The sequence below is a fragment of the Nocardia neocaledoniensis genome (assembly GCF_029868625.1).
Classification (GTDB): Bacteria; Actinomycetota; Actinomycetes; order Mycobacteriales; family Mycobacteriaceae; genus Nocardia; species Nocardia neocaledoniensis_A.
In genome coordinates, this window is record NZ_JARWOJ010000024.1 from 1 (window position 1) to 22,643 (window position 22,643).

The window sequence follows — 22,643 nt, forward strand, 5'->3', positions numbered from 1 at the left end:
GCGGGGGGCGCCCGGGTTTAACGGGTGGGCCCCCTAACTGCCCTACACCCGCGGCCGCTGGGTGCAGCCGGCGCGCACGACCCCCGCGCGCCGCGCCGGGGGCGTCGAGCTGCTGACCGCCGCGGGCAGCGCCACCGACGCCACCCAGGACCTGTTCGCCCGGAATCCCGACGCCGGTAAGGAACTGGTGGTCGGTCTGGACGAGACATTCGGCGCGCTGGCCGCCGATCCCTCGGCACTCACCGACACCGTCACCGGACTCGGCACCTCCTTGACCCGCCTCGCCACCGTGTTCAATTGGGGACCGAGCAAACAGATGCGCTGGGACATCACGGTCTCGTTCACCCCGTTCCGGCAGTACACGGCGGCCGATTGCCCCCGCTACGGCGCACTGAGCGGACCTCGCTGCGGTGGGCCCTCGGTGCCCGAAACAGCCGCGCCGCAGACCTATCCGGCCCAGCTGCTGCCGGGATGGCTCGCCACGGCGGGCCCCGCCCCGATGCCCGGACTGCCGACGCTGACCGCGCCCGCCCTGCCTGGGCTGTCACTTCCCCCCATCCCCGGACTCGTCGTCCCCGGTCTCACCGCACCCGCGAGTCGCACCGAGCCGATCGTCCTGACCGGCCCGGATGCCGTCGCGGCACTCGTCGGCGGCAAGCCGAATCTCACCGAGCTGCTGCTCCTCGGCACCGTGCTGACCGGGGCGACCGTCACCCTCGACACACCCGCCGGAGGGCACTGACATGCGTTCGCGCACCACCTATCTCGGTCTCGCCGTGTTCGTCGCGCTGGCACTCGTCGCGACCGTCACGATCTGGTCGACCCTGCAGCGTTCGGTCCCCGGCGACACCCACCGCTACAGCGCCACGTTCACCGACGTGCTCGGGCTACGCGAGGGCGATGACGTGCGGATCGCCGGAGTGCGTGTCGGCCGGGTCGACGCGATCGAGCTCGTCGACCGCAGACATGCCAGGGTGACCCTGTCGGTGCGGGCCCGCCAGCACCTGAGCACGACCACGAAGGCGCTCATCCGCTATCAGAATCTGATCGGTCAGCGCTATGTCGCGCTCGCGCTGGGCCAGCAACCGGGCGAACCGCTCCCCGCCGGCGGCTCGATTCCCCTGGAGCGCACCGAGTCCTCGTTCGACGTCTCCACCATGCTCTCCGGTTTCGAGCCACTGTTCAGCCTGTTGCAGCCGGACGAGGTGAATTCCCTGTCGGAAACCCTCGTCCAGGCCCTGCAGGGTGACGGGGTGTCGCTGTCGGCCCTGATCACCCAGGCGGCGGCACTGGCCGCCACGTTCGGGGAACGCGACGAGATCCTCGGCGCGGTGATCAGCAATCTGAGCGATGTCATCGCGAGTCTGGCCCACCGCAGCGGCGAGCTGGAGACCCTCATCACCCAGTCGCGGGCCCTGGTGACCGGCCTGTACGAGCAGGGCGCGGTCCTCAGCGAGGCGGTCACCGGCATCGCCGCGTCGACGACCGCGCTCACCGACCTGATCGGGCGGGTAGCGCCCGGCATGGCATTGGCCCAGCAGCAGGCGAGCACCGGGGTGGAGCTGCTGCTGGCCAACGGTGAACGCCTGGACCACTCGGCGATCGAGCTGCCGCTGGTGCTGGCCGGCCTGGCCCGGATCGCCGGCAACGGAACCTATATCAACGCCCACGTCTGCGGTCTGGACGTCTCGCTGTGGGGCGTGCTGTTCCCACGCGGGCTGTTCTCGCAGGTGGGCGGCAATTCTCACACGGAGGTGTGCCGATGATCGCGGTGTTGTTCGCCCGGGGTGTCGCGGCGGTCCGCGCGTCGACCCGCAACCGGAACCTGTGGCTCGGCCTCGCCGCGGGTGCCGCCGTGGTGGCGCTGGTCCTCGGCTCCGGCCTGCTCGCGCGCGCCGAACTCGGCAAGGCGACGGTGCACGCCGAGTTCGCCCAGGCCGCCGGCCTGCGGACGGGCAACAGTGTCGACATCGCGGGGATCGAGGTGGGCACCGTGAAATCGGTGCGGCTGGAGCGGGACCGTGTGGTCGTGGCGATGAGCGTGCGCTCGGAGGTCGAGCTGGGTCGCGACGCCAAGGCGGCCATCGAGATGTCGACGATTCTCGGCAAGATGCACGTCGAGCTCGATCCCGGCCGGGGCACGGACCTCGACGGCCGGCGAATTCCGTTGTCCGCCACGACCGTTCCCTACAACCTGGCCAAGGTCGTGCACGATCCGAAGTACCGCAACTCCTTCGAACATCTCGAGCGGCTCGACCCGAATGCGTTGCGCGCGAGTCTGGACGCGGTCGACACGCAGATGGGCGACTCACCACGCCTCACCGCCCAGGCGCTCGACAGTGTCGGCGCGCTGGCGAAGATCGTGGCCACGCGCCGCGACGAGGTCGACCGGCTGCTCGACAGCATGGACCAGGTGTCGAGCCTGATCGCCGACAACCAGAACAGCGTGCTCCTGCTCCTCACCAGGGGGCAGGCGATCGGTGACGCCGTGACGCGCCGCCGGGACCTGATCCGCGACCTGCTCGACAATGTCGCCGCCGCGTCGAAGGTCCTGCAGGAGATGGGCGTCGACAACGGCGGCAGGCTCGGCCCGCTCATCCACAGCCTGAACACGATGTCACAGGGCCTGGAGAAGAACCGGGCCAACCTCGACGCGCTCTATCAGGTGATGCCCGTGACGATGCGCCAGTTCAACAACGGCTTCGGGCAGGGGCCGTACGGGGAGGTCTATATGCCGTGGTTGTTCCCGGACAACTGGCTGTGTCTGGTCCATGCCGTCGAGGGGTGCCGCTGATGCGCAGGGCGATACGCGCCGCCGTCCTGGTGGCACTGACGGTGGCCGGCGCGGGATGCTCGTCGATCCCGATGTCGCTGCGGCCGGACACGATGCGGATCAGTGCCGATTTCGACAGCGCCGCCGGTCTTTTCGTCGGGAACGAGGTGTCGGTCCTCGGTGTTCCGGTGGGCCGGGTCGACGCGATCGAACAGCGCGGAGCCTACGTCGAGGTGCGGATGACCATCGAGGAGGACACCGAGCTGCCCGCCGACGCGATGGCCGCGCTGGTCTCCCCGCAGCTCATCACCAATCGGCACGTCGAACTCACTCCCGCCTACACCGGTGCGGGCCCGACACTGACCGACGGCACCCATATTCCACTGACGCGCACCAGGACTCCCGTCGAACTCGACCGCATCCTGCGCAATTTCGAGCAGCTCGGCGCCGCGCTGCGTGGCGACGACACCGAGGGCCCGATGGCCAGCCGGGTCCTGTTCCCGATGCTCGACGGCAACGGCGACCGCATTCGCGAGACCCTCGACGCACTGGCGGGCGCCTTCGAGGTGACGCTGGCCAACCGCGACCAGATCACCAGCACCGTCGTCGAATTGAACGAACTCACCGCGGTGGTGGCGGGTAACGATCAGACGGTGCGCGACTTCAGCGCCCGGCTCACCGAGCTGGTGACGCTGCTCGCCGAGCAGGCGCCCGGGCTGGCGGCCGTGCTCGCCCAGATCGACGACTTCATCGCCAACACCTCGACGGTCCTGGCCGAGAACCAGGTACCGCTCACCGACGCGGTGCGCCGCCTCGTCGGCATCACCGCGCAGATGCGCGACAATGCCCGCGGGCTCACCGAGATCGTCGACGTGGCGCCACTGCTGTTCGAGAACCTCAGCCGATCGGTCAGCACCGAGCATCAGGCGATGCGGCTGCATCTGCTCACCGATAAATCGTTGCTGGACAACGAGATCCTGTCGACCCTGTGCGAGCGGCTCGCGCTGCGCGCCGACGGCTGCCGCACCGGCAAACTGATGGACTTCGGTCCGGACTTCGGTCTGACCGCCGCGCTGCTCGGACTCACCGAATGACCGGCCGCGCCGCTCGCCTCGCCGTCACGGTGCTGGCCACGGTGAGCATCGCCTCGTGCACCGTCGACACCGTGCCGTTGCCAAGACCCGGCGTGGACGGCCCGTCCTATCGGCTGCGCGCGGTGTTCGACAACGCGCTCAATCTCCCGGAACGGGCCCGGGTGAAGATCGGCGGCATCGACATCGGCGTCGTGACCGGGATCGACACCACGAACTTCCTCGCCGAGGTCGAGCTCGAGGTCCGTCGCGACGTCGCCCTGCCGCGCGGCACCCGCGCCGAACTGCGGCAGTCGACGCCGCTCGGCGACATCCACGTGGCCGTCACGCTGCCCGATCACCGTCCCGACGCGGCGCTGCTCGGCGACGGGGACGTCATCGACCGCGCGCACACCTCCGCGGGCGCCTCGGTCGAGGAGCTCATGATGGCGATGTCGATGCTGCTCGACGGTGGGGCGATGAACCAGGTCGCCCGGATCACCTCGGAGCTGAACGCGATCGTCGGTGGGCGCGGCCCGCAGCTGGCGCATCTGCTCACCGAGCTCACCGCCGTCCTCTCGGCACTGAATCAGCGGACAGGCCAGATAGATTCGGTACTGCACGGGCTCGACGGACTCACCGCGACGCTGCGCGCCCGCAAGACCGAGCTCGGGCAGGCGGCCGACACCTTCCCCGATCTGATCGCGGTGATCGCCGAGAACAACAGGGCCATCACCGATCTCACGACGAAGGTGTCCACGGTGACGGCCGCGCTCGGCGACTTCACCGATACCACCGGCCCGCAATTCCTCAGCCTGTTCGACAGCGTGCAGCGGCTGATGGCGGGATTCACCCGGATGGGTGACGATCTCGCGGGCACCCTCGACCAGTTCAACGCGCTCGCCCCGGCCGTGCGGGCCAGCACCGAGGGGTCGAGTCTCGCGGTGGCGGCGACGGTGTCGTTCCTGGACGTGGGCGCGCTGACCGATCCGTCGGGCAGCAGGTTGCCCGACGGCACCGATGTGACGGCCTTCATCGGCAGCCTCTCCCAGGTGCTGGCCCGAGTGCTCGGCCGGTTGCAGGGAGGCCACCGATGATCGATCGCGGTGCCGGACTCGTGGTCCGGCTGGCCCGTCGGGTCCACGAGGCGCGCACGCTGTTCGCCCTGCTCGGGATGGTCGGGCTGCTGGTGGTCGGCGCCGGGTACATCGCCGTCGACGTCGCCGGGATGCGGCCGCTGCGCGCGACCTACACCGTCCGGGTGCACCTGGATCGCTCCGGTGGCCTGCTGCCGCACAGCACCGTCACCGTGCGCGGCGTGCGGGTAGGATCCGTGCGCGCGATCGTCATCGACGGCGACGGAATTCGCGCCGACGCCGAGATAGACAGTGCCGCAAGCATTCCCGTCGACTCGCCGGTGGCGGTCGGCCGCTTGTCGGCGGCGGGTGAGCAGTATCTCGACTTCCGGCCCGCCACCGGGGACGGTCCCTATCTCGCCGATGGTGCCGTCGTGTCCGCGGATCGGGTGAGCACCCCGGTCACCATCGATTCGTTCCTGTCGAATACCGGGGCGCTGGTCGCCGGCATGAATCCGGAGCGGCTCACCGTGATCGTCGACGAGCTCGATCGCGCGCTCGGCGGCGGTCCCGATGTGCTGCGCACTGTCATCAGCGGCCTCAGTCAGGCCGTGGCCGGGCTCACCGGATTGTTGCCGCAGACCACCGAATTGATCCGGAATCTGCAGGTCATCGCGGAGACGACGAGCCACGCGCAACCCGATCTCGGCACGCTCGTGCGCGGCTCCGGCACCCTGTTCGACCAGATGAACGCGGCCGATCAGGAGGTACGCGAGCTACTCGACCTCGGTCCGGGGCGGCTGGCCTCGCTGAGTGGAGTGCTCACCGAGACCACCGATCCGCTGACGAATCTGGTGACCAACTTCGTCGCGATCACCAGGGCCGCGCGGCTGCGCACGCCCGCGATGACGGCGCTGTTCCCCGCGTTGCGCACCGGTGTGGTCGCCGTCGGTATCCCCGCCCACGACAACGCTTTCCACACCCTGGCGGAGGCGTGGCCGCGACCGACTTGCGAATACGAGTCGATCCCGGTCTCCCCCGTCGAGGTCTCCGACGGCCGCACGCGGCTCTACAACTACTGCGTCACCAGCCGACCCGAGCTCCAGATCCGCGGGTCGGCCAACGCGCCACGGCCCGCTGTCCCCGACAACGGGTCGGGCCCGCCGCCGGGCGTCACCGGCGACGAACTGTCTGTTCCCCTGCCCGCCAAGTGAATCCACGACCCGAGGACGGACCGATGACCACCGACCAACAGCCGACCGACGACCCGAACGACACCGAACCTGCTGACAGCGAACCGGCCGGCGCCGATGCTGATCGCAGTGGACGGGATGAGCCGATCGGACCCGGGGTCGGTGCGGAGCCGAGATCCGATCCGGCGCAGATCACCCGTCGAATCACACTGGGCCGCACCGTCACGCTGGTGTCGGTGGTCGCTCTGGTCGCGGTCGGCGTCGCCACCTACCTGGCCGTGGACAACCACCGGATCCGTGCTCGCGAGGCGGCCCGTGACGCCGCCCAGCAGGCGGCCTGCGCCTACGCCCCGATCCTGGCCCGCTACGACGCCAAGGATCTCGACACCTATTTCGCCGCGGTCCTGGCGGGTGCCACCGGCGACTGGAAGACCGAATTCGACGCCACCAGCGAGGATCTGCGCGATGTCCTGACCCAGGGCCAGGTGGTCTCCACCGTCGGCGATGTCCGCTGCGCCATCGAATCCGCCGACGAGACCACCGCACGCGCCGTCGCCGTCATCAACCAGACGATCACCAGCCTCGGCACCAAGGGCGCACCCACTCCCGGCCAGCTCGCGGTGACCATGTCCCTACGCAAGGACGCCGACCGCTGGCTGGTCAGCGAAGTCGGCTCCCCGTTGCTCGCCCACTGAAACCGGAGGACTTCCATGCCATCCCAGAACACGCTGCCCCGCCCCGACTCCGCGCTGCGGAACTCGCCGCTCCTGCGCCGCGCCCGCCGCGAGGTCACCACGGTGGTCACGGCTCTGGCCGACCGGTTGCGACTGGCCGTCGCCGCCGCTCTGACACTCACCGCCGCCGCGGTAGCCGCCACCATCGGCGGCGCCTTCGCCCTGGCCGCCCTGGTCGGCGGGCTCGAGCAGGTCCTGCCGACCTGGGCGGCCTACGCCGCGACCGCGGCCCTCCTGCTGACCGGCGCGGCGATCGCGGCGGGCCTGGGCGCGTGGACGATCCGCGTGGCGCTCCGGCGGTTCGGGAGTGTCAGCCGCGGACTCGCCGAATTCCGGTCGCGAAATCGTCGAGCGCGGTGAGGACTCCGTCGGCTTGCCAGACCCGGTTGCGGGCGCGCTGCGAAACCTCTCGCAGCACTCCGGATTCCACCAGGCGATCGATGGCTCGCTGCGCGGCGACTCCACTGATGCCACAGGACTCCGCGACAAAGGTACTGTTCACCACCGGCTGCGCGATGAGCCGATCGATCAGCGTCCATGCCGTGGAATCCGCACGCGCTGTGGTCTGCGCACGATAGGCGGCGCGGGCGGAACGGAGCTCGTCGACGAGTCGGCGGCCGCTGCTGATGGCATAGAAGGCCGCGTCGACGAACTGGCGCACGATCGGTTCGGGGTCACCGGATCGGAATCGGGTCAGCGCATCGAAGTAGCGCCCCGTGTGCACCAACAGTCCCGCCGAGATCGGCACGGTGACGTGACTGGTCAGCTGCTTGCTGCTCAGCATCGCGTGGACAAGGGCTCGGCCGGTTCGGCCGTTGCCATCGGTGAATGGATGGATCGTCTCGAATTGCGCATGCGCGAGCGCGATGTGCGCCAAGGCCGGCACATCCGTCCGCTGCACGAACCGGAGAAGGTCGGCAACCGCAGCGGGTACTCGATCATGGTGCGGGGGAACGAAGTCAGCCAGATGTGGGCCGAGGTTGCCGCCGCCGATCCACACCTGCTGGTCGCGCCAGCGTCCGGCCTGGGTGGGATCGGATTCACCGAGTAGTGCTCGGTGCATCGACAGGATCGAGTCGGCGTCGATCGCCCGGCCGAGGTCGATCGCCGCTTCCATAGCGCGCACATTGGCCGTGACGATGCGCGCGTTCCGGTTGGTGTGCTCACCGAGTTCGGCCATCGCGAGCTGCCGCGCGCCCACGGTGAGGTTCTCGATCTGTGACGACGCCGAACTCTCGGTGCGCAGGAGCACCGAACTCATCGGCCCGAGTTCACAGTCGGCGCCGAGCTCGGCCGAGAGGTGCGCGTCGAACCGCACCAGCTCCTGGGCGGCCTCTTCGGCCTCGGCCAGGAGCCCGACCGGCAGTGCGACCGGGTGATCGGCGATGTCGGACAACACAGCGGCGGAATAGGGCCCGGCGTGTCGACGCAATTGCGTGCGCGACACATAGGCATCGCGCACTGCCCACGGGTGCTGTTCGTATCGAACGGCAGGCCAACCAGCCGGATCGTTCGTCATCAGCCGATCTTACCCACGGCTGAGTGGTTAGCGTTAAGTAAGCAGCATCGTTACTTAACGCTATGTGTCCGTCTCAGGCCAGGCGTTCGATCTCCGCGGCCAGTTCGGCGCCGGTGAGGGGTTCGCGGGCGATGACCGCGATGGTGTCGTCGCCGGCGATGGTGCCGACGATGAAGGGCAGGGCGGCGCGGTCGAGGGCGCTCGCCAGGAAGTGGGCGGCGCCGGGTGGGGTGCGCAGGACGGCGAGGTTGCCGCTGGCGTCGGTGGAGACCAGCAGGTCGCCGAGGAGTTTGGAGAGGCGGCCGGTGCCGCCGGTGACGCCGCGGACGGGGCTGCCGTCCTCGGGGACCACGTACACCCCGGCACCACCGTCGGCGGCGCGCAGTTTCACCGCGCCCAGTTCGTCCAGGTCACGCGAGAGGGTGGCCTGGGTGGTCTCGATGCCCTCGGCGGCCAGCAGGGCCGCGAGTTCGGTCTGGCTGCGGACCGCGTGCGCGGACAGCAGTTCGACGATGCGGGACTGGCGGCCGGCGCGGGTGCGGGCGATGGCGGGCGAGCCCTTCTCGGGTGCCGTACTCATCGCCGGGCCTCCGCGCCGGCCCCGGTTCGCGGTCTCACGCGGCGGCTTTCGCGAGCAGCCACACCAGTAGCGCCTTCTGGGCGTGCAGCCGGTTCTCGGCCTCGTCCCAGACCACGCTGTGCGGGCCGTCGAGCACCTCGTCGGTGATCTCCTCCCCGCGGTGCGCCGGAAGACAGTGCATCACCATGACTTCCGGGTCGGCGACGGCGAGCAGCGCGCCGTTGACCTGGAAGGGCCGGAACGGGCCGACCCGGTCGAGGCCGTCGTTCTCCTGCCCCATGGAGGTCCAGGTGTCGGTGACGAGCACATCCGCGCCCGTGGCGCCGGCCACCGGGTCGTTGGTGACGGTCACCGTCGCGCCGGTCTCGGCGGCCCGCTTGGCGGCGGCCTCGAGGATCCACGGCAGCGGCTCGAACCCGGCCGGCGCGGCGACGGTGACGTTCATCCCCGCCGTCACCCCGCCGAGCAGCAGCGAATGCGCCATGTTGTTGGCGCCGTCACCGAAGTAGGTGAGGTTCAGTCCGGCGAGGGCGCCCTTGCGTTCGCTGATCGTCTGCAGATCGGCGAGCACCTGGCACGGATGGAACTCGTTGGACAGCGCGTTCACCACGGGAACCGTCGCGGTGGCCGACATCTCGTCGAGCCGGGACTGTTCGAAGGTCCGCCACACGATGGCTTCGACGTAGCGCGAGAGCACGCTGCCGGTGTCGCCGAGGGTCTCCTCGCGGCCCAGCTGGGTGTCGCGGCCGTCGACGACGACCGCGTGCCCGCCGAGCTGGGCGATGCCGAGCTCGAACGAGAACCGGGTGCGGGTGGAGTTCTTCTCGAAGATCACCCCGACCCCGCGCGGGCCGTCCAGCGGCCGGTGCGCGAACGGATTCTGCTTCAATTCCGCCGCGATAGCGAGGATTTCGGCCTGTTCGGCCTGGGTCACGTCGTCGTCGCGCAGAAAGTGGCGCAGGCTCACTTGGTCGTTCCCTTCGCATCGGCGGCGGCCTTGTCGAGGATCTCGGGCAGGTCGGCGACGAAGTTGTCGGCCTGGGTTTCGGTGAGCACCAGGGGCGGCGCCAACCGGATCACGTTGGGCTTGGCGGGATTGATCAGGTAGCCCGCCTCCCGCGCCCGCTCGTCGACGTGGGCGGAGATGTCGTCGCGCAACACGATGCCGATCAGCAGACCGGCGCCGCGCACGTGGTCGATCTGCGGGTGCCCGAGCAGCGCGATGCCGTCGCTGAGCTTCTTGCCGACCCATTCCACATGGGAGAGCAGGTCTTCGGCGTCGATCGTGCGCAGCACCGCGAGCGCGGCGGCGGCGCAGACGGGGTTGCCGCCGAAGGTGGTGCCGTGCAGACCCGGGGTCAGCAGTTCGGCGGCCCGGCCCTGCGCCAGCACGGCGCCGATCGGCAGGCCACCGCCCAGCCCCTTGGCCAGGGTGATCGCGTCGGGCACGATGCCCGCCGCCTGGTGCGCGAAAAACGTTCCGGTGCGGCCGATTCCGGTCTGCACCTCGTCGAGGATCAGCAGCGCGCCCGCCCGCGAGGTGATCTCCCTGGCCCGGGCCAGGTAGTCGAACGGCGGGACGACGACGCCGCTCTCGCCCATCATCGGCTCCAGGAACACCGCGGCGGTGTCGGTGTCGACGGCGGCTTCGAGCGCGGCGGCGTCACCGTAGGGCACGTGCACCACGCCGGGCGGCATGGGCTCGAACGGTGCCCGCTTGGACGGCTGGCCGGTGAGGGCGAGCGCGCCCATGGTCCGGCCGTGGAAGGCCTCCTCCGCGGCGACGATCTTGGTCCGGCCGGTGAGCCGGGCGATCTTGAACGCCGCCTCGTTGGCCTCGGTGCCGGAGTTGCAGAAGAACGCCTTGCCCTCGCCGTCACCGAAATGCGCGAGCAGCTTCTCGGCCAGCTCGATCACCGGTTCGCTGGCGTACAGGTTCGACACGTGGCCGAGGGTGCCCAGCTGCTGGGTGACCGCCTCCAGGATGGCGGGGTGGGCGTGGCCGAGGCTGTTGACCGCGATGCCGCCGAGGAAGTCGACATAGCGCTTGCCGTCGGCGTCGTAGACCACCGCGCCGGCGCCGCGCACGAGCGCGACCTTCGGGGTGCCGTAGTTGTTCATCATCGCGGCCGACCACCGCTGCTGCAGCTTCTCTACTTCACTCATGCGGTCACCATCGTTCCGATTCCTTCGCCGGTGAACAACTCCAGGAGCACCGAATGCGGTACCCGGCCGTCGATCACGTGTGCACTGGGCACCCCGCCCTGCACGGCGCGCAGGCAGGCTTCCATCTTGGGCACCATGCCCGCATCCAGGCGTGGCAGCAACTCCGTCAACGCCGCCGCGTCGATCTCGCTGGTCAGCGAGGAGCGGTCCGGCCAGTCGGTGTAGAGCCCCTCGACGTCGGTGAGCACCACGAGCTTCTCCGCGCCGATGCCCTCGGCCAGCGCGGCCGCGGCGGTGTCGGCGTTGATGTTGTGGACCACGCCGTCGGCGTCGGGGGCGATGGTCGAGACCACCGGGATCCGGCCCGCGTCGATCAGATCGAGCACGGCGCCCGGGTTCACCTCGGTGACGTCACCGACCAGCCCGATGTCGGTCGCGACGCCCTCGACGGTGACGGTGCGCCGGGTCGCGGTGAACAGGTGCGCGTCCTCGCCGGAGATGCCGACCGCGTACGGGCCGTGCGCGTTGATCAGGCCGACGAGCTCGCGCCCGACCTGACCGAACAGCACCATCCGCACCACGTCCATCACCTCGGGGGTGGTGACGCGGAAACCACCGCGGAATTCGCCTTCCATACCGAGCTTCTTCAGCATAGCGTTGATCTGCGGGCCGCCGCCGTGCACGACCACCGGGTGCACGCCGACGGTGCGCAGGAACGCCATGTCGGCGGCGAAGGCGGCCTTGAGCTCGTCGTCGATCATGGCGTTGCCGCCGTACTTCACGACGACGATCTTGTCCCGGAACTTCTGCAGCCAGGGCAGCGCGCCGGCCAGCACGTGCGCCTTGTCCAGGGCCGAGAGGCTGTGCAGCACACCGGCGGTCATGAGCTGTACGCCGAGTTCTCTTCGACATAGGCGTGCGAGAGGTCGGTGGTGCGCACCATCGCGGTGCCCGCGCCGACGTTGAGCTCGATCAGCACGTCGATGTCCTCGCCGGACAGGTCGACCTCGCGGGCGCCGGGGGCACCGACGCTGTCGACACAGACCGGATTCCCGTTGAACGACACCGCGATCCGGTCCGGGTCCAGGGTGATCGGCGCGATGCCGACGGCGGCCAGCACGCGGCCCCAGTTCGGGTCGGAGCCGAACAGCGCGGTCTTGACCAGGCTGTCGCGGGCGACGGCGCGGGCGGCGATCAGCGCCTCGTCCTCGGTGGCCGCGCCGGCGACGGTCACCCGCACCCGCTTGGTGACACCCTCGGCGTCGGCCATGAGCTGGGCGGCCAGGTCGTCGCACACCGTGAAGACGGCGTCGTCGAGGTCCTGCTGCGAGGGCGCCACGCCGCTCGCGCCGTTGGCCAGCAGCAGCACGGTGTCGTTGGTCGAGCACGAGCCGTCGACGTCGAGCCGGTCGAAGGTGTATTTCGTGGCCTTGCGCAGCGCCTCGTCGAGCTGGGCCGGAGTCGCCACCGCGTCCGTGGTGAGCACCACGAGCATGGTGGCCAGCGACGGCGCGAGCATGCCCGCGCCCTTGGCCATGCCGCCGACGTTCCACTTGTCCTCGTGGTGGAAGGCCGATTCCTTGGGCACCGTGTCGGTGGTCATGATGGCGTGCGCGGCATCGGAGCCGCCGGACATGCCGCCGCCCATCTCGTGCACGATCTCGGTGATCGCGGGGATCAGCTTGTCCATGGGAAGCCGGTCACCGATGAGGCCGGTGGAGCAGACCGCGACCTCGCCCGCGCCGGTCTCGGTGCCCCAATTGCTCAGTGCGGCGGCGAGTTCCTCGGCGGTCTTGTGGGTGTCCTGGAAGCCGCCGGGCCCGGTGCAGGCGTTGGCGCCGCCGGAGTTCAGAATGACCGCGCGCACGCGGCCCGACTTCAGCACCTGCTGCGACCACAGCACCGGCGCGGCCTTGACCTTGTTGCTGGTGAACACCCCGGCCGCGGCGTATTCGGGGCCCTCGTTGAGCACGAGCGCGAGGTCGGGCTTGCCGCTGGCCTTGATGCCCGCCGCGATGCCTGCGGCGCGGAAGCCGAGCGGGGCGGTGACGCCCTGGGTGTGGATCAGGTTGCCGTGGTCCGTCGGGTGCGGATCAGGGGTCGTCACGGTGCCACTCCTACGGTGGAAAGTCCTGCGGTCTCGTCGAAGCCGACGGCCAGATTCATCGATTGCACCGCGGCGCCCGCGGTGCCCTTGGTCAAGTTGTCGACCGCGCCGATCACCACCAGCTGTCCCGCGTCGGCGTCGACGGCGACCTGCAGGGTGATGGCGTTGGAGCCGAGCACCGAACCCGTCTGCGGCAGCAGCCCTTCGGGCAGCAGGTGCACGAACGGTTCGTCGGCGTACGCCTTTTCGTAGACGGCGCGGGCTTCGGCCGCGTCCACCTTCACCGGGGCGGTGCAGGTGGCGAGGATGCCGCGCGGCATCGGCGCCAGCACGGGAGTGAACGACACCGACACGTCGACGCCACCGGCGGCCTTCAGGTTCTGCGCGATCTCGGGGGTGTGCCGGTGCGCGCCCGCGACGCTGTAGGCGCGCACGCTGCCCATCACCTCCGAACCGAGCAGGCCGACGTCGAGCTTGCGGCCCGCGCCCGAGGTCCCGCTGACGGCGACGACGTGCACGGCGGGCTCGATGATCCCCGCGGCGACGGCCGGGGCCAGGGCCACGCTCGACACGGTCGGGTAGCAGCCGGGGACGGCGATGCGCCGCGCGCCGATCAGCCGTTCCCGGCCGCCGGGCAGCTCGGGCAGGCCGTAGGGCCAGCTGCCCGCGTGGGTGCCGCCGTAGTACTTCTCCCAGGCGGCGGAATCGGTGAGCCGGAAATCGGCGCCGCAGTCGATGATCACGGTCGACTCGGGCAGCGCCCGCGCGATGGCGCCGGACTGCCCGTGCGGCAGGCCGAGGAACACGATGTCGTGCCCGGCGAGGGTCTCGGGGGTGGTGTCCTGCAGGATCCGGTCGGCCAGCGGCAGCAGGTGCGGCTGGAGCGCGCCCAGCGCGGTGCCCGCGTTGGATCCGGCGGTCAGCGCCCCGATCTCGAGGCGCCCGGCTCGGTACTCGGGATGGGCAAGCAGTAGTCGCAGCACCTCGCCACCGGCGTATCCACTCGCACCGGCAACCGCCACCCGCAACACGGGTCCTCCCGACGAATCAACCATGTGATGATTATGCACGACTATGCAAGCTCATTCATGGGCAGGTGCGGTCACGACCGGCGTCTTGCCGCCGATCAGCCTCGCTACCAGCGGAAAGACCAGGACGGTCGTCGCGCCGGCGGCGACGAGGACCGAGGCGGTGTCGGCCGTCATCAACTCCGTCGACACGGCCACCTGGGTGACGGCCACGATGATCGGCAGGCCGGTGGCCGCGAACAACGCCAGCTGGGCCCGCTCGCGCGGCGACTCCAGGTTGCGCCCGTGCGGGACGAACCGTTCGCTCAGCCAGACCGGCAGACCGCGGGCGACGGCGATGGCGGCCACGAACGACACCCACAGCAGCGGCTGACCCGCGACCGCCGACATATCGATCGCCATCCCGGAGACCACGAAGAACACCGGGATCAGCAGCCCGTACCCGATGGTCTCCAGCTGTTCGTCGACGCGCGGGTGCCCGGCGGCGATGAGCCTGCGCAGCACCATGCCCGCCGCGAACGCGCCGAGCACCACGTCCAGATCGAAGCGTTCGGCCACCACCATGAGGACCAGCAGCAACAGGATCGACCCGCGCACGGGCAGCTGGGAGGTGCCGCCGTCCATGCGGGACAGGGCAGCGCCGAGATCGGGGACCCGGTCGAACAGGCGCAGCGGGATCAGGCCGACCAGCAGCGCCGCCAGCACGAACAAGACGAGCACGACCAGCGCGGCACCCACATTGTGACTGCTCAACAGCACCGACATGGCCACGATCGGTCCGAGCTCGCCGACCGCGCCGTGGGCGAGGACCGCCCGGCCCAGCGGGGTGTCGAGCAGCCCGGCCTGCTTGATGATCGGCAGCAGGGTGCCCAGCGCGGTGGAGGTCATCGCGATGGCGACCGCGATGTGGTTGGTGGTGGACTCCCCGCTCGCCAGCACGGCGACCAGCCCGAACGCGAAGACGAGACCCGCCAGCCACACCAGCCAGGCCACCCGTCCTGACCGTCCACCGAGCAGTTTGGGATCCAGCTCGTAGCCGGCGAGCAGGAACAGCATCCCGAGGCCGAGCTCCTTGATGAGATCGACGCCCCCGTCCTCGGTCGCCCAGCCCAGCGCGAAGGGCCCGAGGATCGTCCCCGCCACGAGCAGGATCACCACATCCGGTACGTACCCGCGCAGGGCGCGCGAGAGCAGCGGCGCCACCACCGCCACCAGCGCGATCCAGAACAGCGACACGATCGGCGACGGACCGTCCCCGGCGGCGGACGCGAGCAGCTCCATCGCCTCATCGTGGCACAGCGGATCTGCCGATCCGTGACACCTCGCTGGGGCGTCGAGGCGAGAATCGGCCCGTTCGCCGAGGGCACCGAGCACCTCGGCGGGTTCACCCTCATCGAGGTCGAGGAGCTGGACGAGGCGCCGGCCTGGGCGGGCGAGCTCGTCGCGGTGCTCATCTTGCCGATCGAGGTGCGGCCGGTGGCCCAGGGGTAGATGGACACCGCGACGAGGAGGCCACGATCGCGTACGACCGAGCCGCGTCGTTGAGTTCGAACGACATAGAGCACGAATTTCTCTGCCGCAGAAGGGATTCCTTCTGACAGCTACCGTTGACGACGGGTCCTCCGCGATCTCGGCGACGATGCGCTGCGCGAGTACGGCCGGATCCACGACGAGGTCGACGATTTCCGCACCATCGACCGCCTCAGGCGGGAAGTGGCACTGTCCTCGCCGGTGACGACCGAGGCAGGGATGGCGGCTCGTTCGTGCCGGATCTGAGCCCCACCGTGACCGAACGCCCCGGCGGCGTCCAGGGGCCCGTGGATCAGGTGAGAGCCGTGGGGTCGATGGCGAGTGTGTCGGCGAGGGCGGTCGCGCCGGTGGGGGTGACGCGGATCGCGCGGCCGGTGCCGGATCGGGCGATCCAGCCGAGGGTGAGCAGGCGGCGGTGGAGCAGGGTCGCGGCCGGGCCTGCGAGGTGGGTGCGGCGTTCGGTCCAGTCCAGGCAGGGGCGGGTCAACGGGCGGCGGGCTCGGGTGAGGGCGGATTCCTCGACGCCGAGGGTGGTGGTGAGCCAGGCGGTGCCGGTGGCCGTGAGGGCGTGGGCGTTGTCGGCGTCGAGGAAGCCCCGGGCGGTCATGGCGTCGGTGATGGTGACGCCGAGGCGGCCGGCGAGGTGGTTGTAGCAGGTGCGGCCGCGGGCCAGCGCGGCGTCGGCGGTGGCGGCGCGCAGCGTGGTCGGCGGTGCCGGGGCCGGGTCCAGTTCCGCGAGCAGGGTTTCCAGCAGGTGGGCGATGGCGGGGCTCGCCAGCTCGACGTAGCGGTGCCTGCCCTGGCGGCGCTCGGTGATCAGGCCCGCGCCGCTCATCCGGTGCAGGTGGCCCGTCGCGGTGGACGGGGCGACGCCGGTGAGCCGGGCCAGCTCGCCCGCGGTCCAGGCGCGGCCGTCGAGCAGGGCCAGGCACATGTGGGCTCTGGTCCGGTCGGCGAGGACGGCCGCCCAGTCGGCGAGGGCGGCGGCACGGGTGGGCATCGGTCCATCATGCGACGCCGATCGTTCGGCGGCCACCGAACTGTCGTGGTCCTACGGTCGGGGCGTGATCAGCGATCCCGAGCGTGTCCGCGCCCTCCTCCACACGGCACCGATGCCGCCGGTCCCCGCGCCCGGCGAGACGGGCATCGCGTGGCTCCGCGCACGAGTGCCCCGATTCCGTGACGGTGCCGAACACCGTCGCGCACGTGCGGCAGTACAGCGCGAGCTCGATCACCTCGACCCCGAAGCCCTGCGCGCGAACGCCCGCGCCGCGGCCGGCCAGCCCCTCGCCCACGTCCGCGCCCTACTCGCCGCACTCGGCCTTCCGGACAACGCGGCAGAAACCGTCGCGATCATCGCCGCGGCCTACCAGCCCCACCAGCCGATCACCCCGACCGCGGACGCCGCGGTCACTGACCTGGTCACGCTGTGCCGCGCCACGATCCGCTGCGGCGTCACCGACGACCCGGGCGACGCAGCCCAGGTCCGACTCAGCGACCCCCATCGCCACGGCACCAGCCCCACCTACTGCCCCAACCGCGTCGACGGCCACGGCGCGAACCAAGCCCACAGTCCCAGCCCCAGCCACGCCGGCAGCCCCAGCCACAGCCACAGCCACGCCGATAGCCCCAGTGACGACAGGATTGTCGCGATGATCTGTGTGCTGGTGCAGGCTTGTGCCGCGACTGGCGAATTGCTCGCGGCTGCCAGGGATTTCGACAGCGGTCCGGAGGATGAGCGGGCCGCACGGGTCATGGCCGCGGCGCCGCCGTTGCGGTCCACGCGGCGGGTGGTGGACGGTGTGGTCACCGAGCTCGATCTGCGGTTTCCGGGGCTGGGGTTCGGAGCGGGGCCGCATCGGTGCCCTGGCAGCGCGCACGCGCTCGCGCTCGCGACCGGGGTTCTGGAAGGGGCGGCAGCCGAAACGACCACACCCGAAGCAGATTCGAGGAGATCCGCATGACGACCTTTCACGACCTCCATCGCGGCGAGCACCCGCTGATCCTGCCCAACGCCTGGGATTTCACCTCCGGCGCGTTGCTCGTCGAGGCGGGGTTTCCCGCGATCGGCACTACCAGTCTGGGTGTCGCCGCCGCCGCGGGACTGCCCGACGGCAGAGCGGAGTCCGCGGACGAAACCCTCGCTCTCGCGTCGCGATTGGCGCGCCTGCCGGTTCCGGTGAGTGTCGACATCGAGGCCGGATTCGCCGACGATCCCGCGGCCGTGGCCGACTATGTCGCCCGGCTGGCGGACATCGGGGTAGCCGGGATCAATATCGAGGACGGCCGGGACAACACGGCCCTCGCGGCACCGGAACGCCAAGCCGAACTCCTGCACACCATCACGGCGCGCGTTCCGCACCTGTTCGTCAACGCTCGCATCGACACGTACTGGTTCGGCATCGATCAGGCCTCGACCCTGGCGCGGGCGCGACAGTACGCGGCCGCCGGCGCCGACGGGCTGTTCGTCCCCGGCGTCACCGACCCCGGCACCATCACCGCCCTGGCCGGCGCGACCGAGCTACCGCTGAACACTCTCTACGCTCCGGCCGGGCCCACGGTCGACGCGCTGGCCCGGCTCGGCGTCCGCCGGATCAGTACCGGATCCGCCCTCTACCGCACCGCGCTGGGCGCGGCGATCGGTCTCGCCCGCACCGTGCGCGGCGACCGAGGTGACCACACGGCCGCACCCGGCTACCGGGAGATCCAGTCGCTCCTCGAACCACCGGTGGCCCACCACCGACCACGGTGAGAACGCAGCCGTGCCGCGCCATGGGCACGCCGCTCGGACCACGGATCCGGCCGACAGGATGTCCGAGGACGGGGCGTGCCTACGCGGTGCGGAGAAGCTCTTGCCTGGGCGAGCCGGATCGCTCAATCCTTACGGACGACCCGCTCCCCCGCGCCCGGCTTCCATACGGTGATGTTCAGGTGATCATCCTCGACCTCGACCGTCGACGCACCGGTGAGATCGGCGACGAAGAAGTGGTCGAACTTCTGCCCGCGGATGTCGAATCCGCTGTCGTCGAAGAGTTTCTGGGCGAAGCGGGCGTGCACGGCCTCGTCGGGCAGGTCGGTCACGCTGCCTAAGAGTTTGGCGTCGCCGTCGGCGACATTCGTGTCGACGGTGGCGGTGTGCAGGCAGAAGCGGGGGTCGCGGGCGAGGTCGTCGAACTTGCGGGTGGCGGGCATGCCCGCCAGCACGAGCATGCCCTCGAAGATCATCGGCTCGATCGGGCTGATCCGCGGTGACCCATCGGCCCGCAGGGTGGCGAGCATGCACAGGTTGCCGGTGGCCTGGTGCCTGCGCTGGAACAGGGCGGCGATGGTCGGCGCTTCCTCGGTGAACTGGCTCCATGTGGTCATACCCGTACGGTACGACCGAACCTTGTCACCTCCTGTCAGGTTTCGCGGCTAGGCTCGAATTCGTGCGAGCGAGCAGATTGGTGCAGCTACTGCTGTTGTTGCAGGCCAACGGCGGGACGACCGCCGGCGAGCTGGCGCGGGGGCTGGAAGTGTCGGTGCGCACCGTCTATCGCGACGTGGAGGCGCTCTCGGCGGCCGGTGTGCCCGTCTACAGCGAGCCGGGGCGCGGCGGCGGCGTGCGGCTGATCGACGGCTACCGGACCCGCCTCACCGGCCTGACCTCCGACGAGGCCGACGCGGTCCTGCTGGCCGGACTGCCCGGCGCGGCCGCCGACCTGGGTCTCGGCACGGTCCTCGCCACCGCGCAGCTCAAGATGCTCGCCGCCCTGCCGCCGGAACTGCGCGGCCGCGCGACCCGCATCGCCGAGCGCGTCCACATCGACATGCCCGGCTGGTTCCACCGCCCGGACGAGACGCCCACCCTGGCCACGGTCGCCGACGCGCTCTGGCACGACCGCAGGCTGCGGATCGACTACGGGCGCCGCGACAAGACGGTCGAACGGACCGTCGACCCGCTGGGTCTGGTCATGAAGGCGGGCACCTGGTATCTGATCGCGCGCGACCGCGCCGACATCAGGTCCTATCGGGCGAGCCGGATCGAGGCGGCCGTGCCGACGGGTGAAACCTTCGCCCGCCCAGCCGATTTCGAACTGCCGGCCTACTGGCGGGAATCGGCCGACGAGTTCGCCCGGTCGATCCTGCGCGTCCAGGCGCGCTGCCGGATCTCGACCACGCACCTGACCCTGCTCCGCCTGCTGAACGATCCCGCCGCCGTCCGCCAGGCCCGCACCACGCTCGGCCCGCCCGACGCCGACGGCTGGGCCGAGATCACCATCCCCGGCGAGACCTACGAGATCCTGGCGCACGCCCTGCTCCCCCTCGGCGCGTACGTCGAGGTCCTCGATCCACCCGAACTCCGCGCCACGATGGCCGCCACCGCGGCGACGATGCACGCCCGCTACGTGGACACACCGCACGATTGACCCTCGCCCACCGCACGACTTTCGTCGAGTGCGGTCCCGTTCGTTCGTCGGATCCGCGACCCCGCCGTCCTTCCTACGGTCGACACCATGCACCGCGCCCTCCTCACGGCAGCGCTCATCGCCGGCCTTCTCACCCCGCCGAGCGCCACCGCCGCGCCCCCGGCCGAGCTGTCCCCCGCCGCCATCGAGTCCTACCTCGACCGCGCCATGGATTCGACCGGCTTGCCCGGGATCTCACTGGTGGTCACCCGCGAGGACTCGGTCGTGCACGCCACCGGCGCGGGCCGGGACGCGCACGGCGACCCGGTCACCGCGCACACGCCCATGCGGATAGCCTCGCTGACCAAGTCCCTCACCGCCGCCGCGGTCATGTCGCTCGTCGACGGGGGCCGGATCGCGCTGGACGGCCCCGTGGCGGAGCAACTCCCGGAATTCCGGCCGGCCGACCCGCGCGGGGCGCGGATCACGGTGCGCCACTTGCTGAACCAGACCTCCGGACTGTCGGACCGGACGGTCGACATCGCGGCGACCCAGCGGGCGCGATCGTCGGCCGACTATGTCGCCACCCTGCGCACCGCCACGCTCGGGGCCGAACCGGGAACGGCATGGGCCTATTGCAATGTCAACTACGACATCGCGGCCCGGCTGGTGGAGGTGGTCAGCGGTCGCGGCTTCGGCGAGTACCTGCGCGAGCGGATCTTCACTCCGCTCGGCATGGCGAGCAGCGGCACCGATGCCGACCTCCCCGCACCGGCCGACGGCTTCGTTTCCCTGTTCGGCCAGTGGATTCCGCGACCGGAGTCGGCTCGCTTCGAGGGCGGCGGGGGTGGTTCGGTGATCAGCACCGCGGCGGACATGGGCCGATGGCTGATCAGTCAGACCGGCCACGGTCCGCAGCCGGTGACCGCGCAGAGTCTCCGAACGATGCGGACGCCGGTACTGCACGACTACGGCATGGGATGGAGCGCCGAGACACCACACGCGCTGCTCGTCCACTCGGGAAACCTGTTCACCTACAACGCCGCCCAGGCGATCGATCCGGCCAGCGGCTACGGCTTCGCGGTGCTCACCAACAGCGCCGGCCTCACCGACGACAGCTACGAGATCATGCTCGGGCTGGTGGCGCTGAGCCGCGGCGAGACACCGGCGGCGCCGGGCGGGAGCAGGCCCTGGATCGAGGCGGCGCTCGGCGCGATCACCGTGACCGCCGCCGGGCTCGGGGTCCTCGGCGTGCTGCGGGCCCGGCGCTGGGCGCGGGCCACGCGTGACCGAGCGGCCTGGCGCGGGGCCGTCCGGTTGCTGCCCGCGCTGTCGCCCGCCCTGATGCTCGCCGGGTATCCGGCCGCCGTCTCGGTCCTGGCGAACGGCCGCACCGTCACCTGGGCGCAGCTCACCTTCGCCGCGGCCCCGCTGACGATCGCGCTCGGCGCGACCGCCCTCGCCGGCGCGGCAACGGTGGCGGCTCGGCTGTGGCGGCTGCGGTCGGTAGGGTCGGGTGAATGAGAAACGCGGCGGTGCTGGTGCTGCTCGGCGTCGCGACCCTGCTCAACGGGCTGTTCCTCGACGTGGTCCCGCTGTGGCGGCAAGCGGTGTTCCTCGCGCTGGCCGTGCTCGCCTACCTGCACGGTCGGTGGCTGCCGGGTCCGCGCGAGTGGACGACGCTGGCGCTGCTCGCGGTTCCCGGCGTGGTGGCCGCCTCGGTCGATTTCGCGACCGGCAGCGGTGTGCTGCTGTCCTACGCGCTCACCTGCGCGCTGCCGTGGTCGGCGGGCCGGTTCCGCCGTCAGCAGGCCGAGCTGCTGGCGGCGAGCGCGCACCGGGTCCGTCAGCTCGAACTCGCTCAGCGGCTGGTCGCCGAACGCGCCGAGCTGCGCGAACGCACCCGGATCGCGGCCGACATCCACGACAGCCTCGGCCACGATCTGGCGCTCATCGCCCTGCGCGCGGGAGCGCTTGAGCTGACCACGGGACTGTCCGAGCCGCACCGCCGCGCCGCGACGGAACTCCGGATATCGGCGACCACCGCCACCGACCGGCTCCGCGGCACCATCGGCGTCCTGCGCCAGGCGGGGGCGCCCGACCAGCACATCGAGAAGGTCACCGAGGTCGTCGACCGAGCGCGCGCGGCCGGAATGACCGTCACGACACACGGTCTCGACACAGCGCCGCTGCCGCCATCGCTCGAGCGCGCGCTGGCCCATGTGGTGCGCGAGTCACTGACGAACGCCACCCGGCACGCACCCGGCGCCGAGGTCGCCGTGCGGGTGGAACGCGGCACCGAATTCGTCGGCGTGAGCGTCGACAATCCGATCGAGGCCACCGGATCGGTGCCGAGCGCAAGAAGACCGGCACGCCCGCGCTGGCCAAGCCGATCACCAGCGAACTCGGTGGCGTCGCGCCGTGCATCGTGGTGCCGGGTGACTGGTCGGCGGCCGACCTGAAGTTCCAGGCCGAGCAC

General features: G+C 70.7%; 23 protein-coding genes and 1 pseudogene. 14 read left to right on the forward strand and 10 right to left on the reverse strand.

Going from position 1 to position 22,643, the window contains the following annotated elements:
• The first annotated feature begins 61 nt into the window (after nt 1-61).
• From QH270_RS00830 to QH270_RS00865, 8 genes are read left to right on the forward strand one after another with little or no spacing between them, the layout of a single operon-like run.
• On the forward strand, nt 62-742 hold the full coding sequence (locus QH270_RS00830) for a hypothetical protein (protein WP_280338426.1): 681 nt from the start codon (nt 62-64) through the stop codon (nt 740-742).
• A 1-nt stretch (nt 743) separates the two neighbouring features.
• Nucleotides 744-1,766, forward strand: coding sequence for an MlaD family protein (locus tag QH270_RS00835; protein ID WP_280338427.1), 1,023 nt, complete (start codon nt 744-746; stop codon nt 1,764-1,766).
• Nucleotides 1,763-2,794: an MCE family protein gene (locus QH270_RS00840; RefSeq protein WP_280338428.1), complete on the forward strand. Its 1,032-nt coding sequence runs from the start codon at nt 1,763-1,765 to the stop codon at nt 2,792-2,794. The genes QH270_RS00835 and QH270_RS00840 overlap by 4 nt, the downstream gene beginning before the upstream one ends.
• Entirely contained in the window at nt 2,794-3,867 is a 1,074-nt protein-coding gene (locus QH270_RS00845; RefSeq protein ID WP_280338429.1) for an MCE family protein, read from the forward strand. Before QH270_RS00840 ends, QH270_RS00845 begins: the two co-directional genes overlap by 1 nt.
• A complete protein-coding gene (locus QH270_RS00850) occupies nt 3,864-4,940 on the forward strand; it encodes an MCE family protein (protein ID WP_280338430.1) in 1,077 nt (358 codons plus the stop codon). Before QH270_RS00845 ends, QH270_RS00850 begins: the two co-directional genes overlap by 4 nt.
• A complete protein-coding gene (locus tag QH270_RS00855; RefSeq protein ID WP_280338431.1) occupies nt 4,937-6,133 on the forward strand; it encodes an MlaD family protein in 1,197 nt (398 codons plus the stop codon). Before QH270_RS00850 ends, QH270_RS00855 begins: the two co-directional genes overlap by 4 nt.
• 23 nt (nt 6,134-6,156) lie before the next feature.
• Entirely contained in the window at nt 6,157-6,807 is a 651-nt protein-coding gene (locus QH270_RS00860) for a hypothetical protein (protein WP_280338432.1), read from the forward strand.
• A gap of 15 nt (nt 6,808-6,822) precedes the next feature.
• Entirely contained in the window at nt 6,823-7,206 is a 384-nt protein-coding gene (locus QH270_RS00865; protein ID WP_280338433.1) for a hypothetical protein, read from the forward strand.
• On the opposite strand, the gene QH270_RS00870 is transcribed toward QH270_RS00865, so the two are convergent.
• From QH270_RS00870 to QH270_RS00905, 8 genes are all read right to left on the reverse strand, one after another.
• Complete coding sequence (locus tag QH270_RS00870; protein ID WP_280338434.1) at nt 7,157-8,365, reverse strand: Fic family protein; 1,209 nt, start codon at nt 8,363-8,365, stop codon at nt 7,157-7,159. The two genes, QH270_RS00865 and QH270_RS00870, sit on opposite strands and share 50 nt — an antisense overlap.
• 73 nt (nt 8,366-8,438) lie before the next feature.
• On the reverse strand, nt 8,439-8,945 hold the full coding sequence (locus tag QH270_RS00875; RefSeq protein ID WP_232997968.1) for an arginine repressor: 507 nt from the start codon (nt 8,943-8,945) through the stop codon (nt 8,439-8,441).
• Between the two features lie 34 nt (nt 8,946-8,979).
• Nucleotides 8,980-9,912, reverse strand: coding sequence for an ornithine carbamoyltransferase (gene argF, locus QH270_RS00880; RefSeq protein ID WP_280338435.1), 933 nt, complete (start codon nt 9,910-9,912; stop codon nt 8,980-8,982).
• Entirely contained in the window at nt 9,909-11,111 is a 1,203-nt protein-coding gene (locus QH270_RS00885; protein ID WP_280338436.1) for an acetylornithine transaminase, read from the reverse strand. Before QH270_RS00885 ends, argF begins: the two co-directional genes overlap by 4 nt.
• Complete coding sequence (argB, locus tag QH270_RS00890) at nt 11,108-11,995, reverse strand: acetylglutamate kinase (protein WP_280338437.1); 888 nt, start codon at nt 11,993-11,995, stop codon at nt 11,108-11,110. The genes QH270_RS00885 and argB overlap by 4 nt, the downstream gene beginning before the upstream one ends.
• Nucleotides 11,992-13,218 carry a bifunctional glutamate N-acetyltransferase/amino-acid acetyltransferase ArgJ gene (gene argJ / locus QH270_RS00895; protein ID WP_280338438.1) on the reverse strand — a complete coding sequence of 409 codons (1,227 nt, stop codon included), beginning with the start codon at nt 13,216-13,218 and terminating at the stop codon, nt 11,992-11,994. Before argJ ends, argB begins: the two co-directional genes overlap by 4 nt.
• Complete coding sequence (argC, locus tag QH270_RS00900) at nt 13,215-14,273, reverse strand: N-acetyl-gamma-glutamyl-phosphate reductase (protein ID WP_280338439.1); 1,059 nt, start codon at nt 14,271-14,273, stop codon at nt 13,215-13,217. The genes argJ and argC overlap by 4 nt, the downstream gene beginning before the upstream one ends.
• Before the next feature lie 27 nt (nt 14,274-14,300).
• Nucleotides 14,301-15,527: a cation:proton antiporter gene (locus tag QH270_RS00905; RefSeq protein WP_280338440.1), complete on the reverse strand. Its 1,227-nt coding sequence runs from the start codon at nt 15,525-15,527 to the stop codon at nt 14,301-14,303.
• A 33-nt stretch (nt 15,528-15,560) separates the two neighbouring features.
• On the opposite strand from QH270_RS00905, the gene QH270_RS00910 reads away from it, so the two are divergent.
• Nucleotides 15,561-15,737 (forward strand): YciI family protein, encoded by a 177-nt coding sequence (locus tag QH270_RS00910; protein ID WP_280338441.1) that lies wholly within the window; start codon nt 15,561-15,563, stop codon nt 15,735-15,737.
• Between the two features lie 331 nt (nt 15,738-16,068).
• Here QH270_RS00910 and QH270_RS00915 read toward each other — a convergent pair whose 3' ends face one another.
• A complete protein-coding gene (locus QH270_RS00915) occupies nt 16,069-16,776 on the reverse strand; it encodes an ArsR/SmtB family transcription factor (RefSeq protein ID WP_280338442.1) in 708 nt (235 codons plus the stop codon).
• Between the two features lie 64 nt (nt 16,777-16,840).
• Between QH270_RS00915 and QH270_RS00920 the strand changes: the two genes are divergently transcribed.
• Together QH270_RS00920 and QH270_RS00925 are read left to right on the forward strand one after the other, a co-directional pair.
• Nucleotides 16,841-17,740, forward strand: a complete 900-nt coding sequence (locus QH270_RS00920; RefSeq protein ID WP_280338443.1) for a hypothetical protein — start codon at nt 16,841-16,843, stop codon at nt 17,738-17,740.
• On the forward strand, nt 17,737-18,528 hold the full coding sequence (locus tag QH270_RS00925) for an isocitrate lyase/PEP mutase family protein (RefSeq protein ID WP_280338444.1): 792 nt from the start codon (nt 17,737-17,739) through the stop codon (nt 18,526-18,528). The genes QH270_RS00920 and QH270_RS00925 overlap by 4 nt, the downstream gene beginning before the upstream one ends.
• A 122-nt stretch (nt 18,529-18,650) precedes the next feature.
• Here QH270_RS00925 and QH270_RS00930 read toward each other — a convergent pair whose 3' ends face one another.
• Nucleotides 18,651-19,142: a pyridoxamine 5'-phosphate oxidase family protein gene (locus tag QH270_RS00930; RefSeq protein ID WP_280338445.1), complete on the reverse strand. Its 492-nt coding sequence runs from the start codon at nt 19,140-19,142 to the stop codon at nt 18,651-18,653.
• 62 nt (nt 19,143-19,204) lie between these two features.
• On the opposite strand from QH270_RS00930, the gene QH270_RS00935 reads away from it, so the two are divergent.
• From QH270_RS00935 to QH270_RS00945, 3 genes and pseudogenes are all read left to right on the forward strand, one after another.
• Entirely contained in the window at nt 19,205-20,185 is a 981-nt protein-coding gene (locus QH270_RS00935; RefSeq protein ID WP_280338446.1) for a helix-turn-helix transcriptional regulator, read from the forward strand.
• 87 nt (nt 20,186-20,272) lie between these two features.
• Complete coding sequence (locus tag QH270_RS00940) at nt 20,273-21,688, forward strand: serine hydrolase domain-containing protein (RefSeq protein WP_280338447.1); 1,416 nt, start codon at nt 20,273-20,275, stop codon at nt 21,686-21,688.
• Nucleotides 21,685-22,242 (forward strand): annotated as a pseudogene (locus QH270_RS00945) (histidine kinase); the annotation flags it as partial. The gene QH270_RS00940 and the pseudogene QH270_RS00945, both read left to right, overlap by 4 nt.
• Between the last annotated feature and the right edge of the window lie 401 nt (nt 22,243-22,643).

Coding starts and splice junctions, on each gene's coding strand:
- QH270_RS00835 (WP_280338427.1), top strand. CDS start 744: ATGCGTTCGCGCACCACCTATCTCGGTCTCGCCGTGTTCGTCGCGCTG.
- QH270_RS00840 (WP_280338428.1), top strand. CDS start 1,763: ATGATCGCGGTGTTGTTCGCCCGGGGTGTCGCGGCGGTCCGCGCGTCG.
- QH270_RS00845 (WP_280338429.1), top strand. CDS start 2,794: ATGCGCAGGGCGATACGCGCCGCCGTCCTGGTGGCACTGACGGTGGCC.
- QH270_RS00850 (WP_280338430.1), top strand. CDS start 3,864: ATGACCGGCCGCGCCGCTCGCCTCGCCGTCACGGTGCTGGCCACGGTG.
- QH270_RS00855 (WP_280338431.1), top strand. CDS start 4,937: ATGATCGATCGCGGTGCCGGACTCGTGGTCCGGCTGGCCCGTCGGGTC.
- QH270_RS00860 (WP_280338432.1), top strand. CDS start 6,157: ATGACCACCGACCAACAGCCGACCGACGACCCGAACGACACCGAACCT.
- QH270_RS00865 (WP_280338433.1), top strand. CDS start 6,823: ATGCCATCCCAGAACACGCTGCCCCGCCCCGACTCCGCGCTGCGGAAC.
- QH270_RS00870 (WP_280338434.1), bottom strand. CDS start 8,365: ATGACGAACGATCCGGCTGGTTGGCCTGCCGTTCGATACGAACAGCAC.
- QH270_RS00875 (WP_232997968.1), bottom strand. CDS start 8,945: ATGAGTACGGCACCCGAGAAGGGCTCGCCCGCCATCGCCCGCACCCGC.
- QH270_RS00885 (WP_280338436.1), bottom strand. CDS start 11,111: ATGAGTGAAGTAGAGAAGCTGCAGCAGCGGTGGTCGGCCGCGATGATG.
- argB (WP_280338437.1), bottom strand. CDS start 11,995: ATGACCGCCGGTGTGCTGCACAGCCTCTCGGCCCTGGACAAGGCGCAC.
- argC (WP_280338439.1), bottom strand. CDS start 14,273: ATGGTTGATTCGTCGGGAGGACCCGTGTTGCGGGTGGCGGTTGCCGGT.
- QH270_RS00905 (WP_280338440.1), bottom strand. CDS start 15,527: ATGGAGCTGCTCGCGTCCGCCGCCGGGGACGGTCCGTCGCCGATCGTG.
- QH270_RS00915 (WP_280338442.1), bottom strand. CDS start 16,776: ATGCCCACCCGTGCCGCCGCCCTCGCCGACTGGGCGGCCGTCCTCGCC.
- QH270_RS00925 (WP_280338444.1), top strand. CDS start 17,737: ATGACGACCTTTCACGACCTCCATCGCGGCGAGCACCCGCTGATCCTG.
- QH270_RS00930 (WP_280338445.1), bottom strand. CDS start 19,142: ATGACCACATGGAGCCAGTTCACCGAGGAAGCGCCGACCATCGCCGCC.
- QH270_RS00940 (WP_280338447.1), top strand. CDS start 20,273: ATGCACCGCGCCCTCCTCACGGCAGCGCTCATCGCCGGCCTTCTCACC.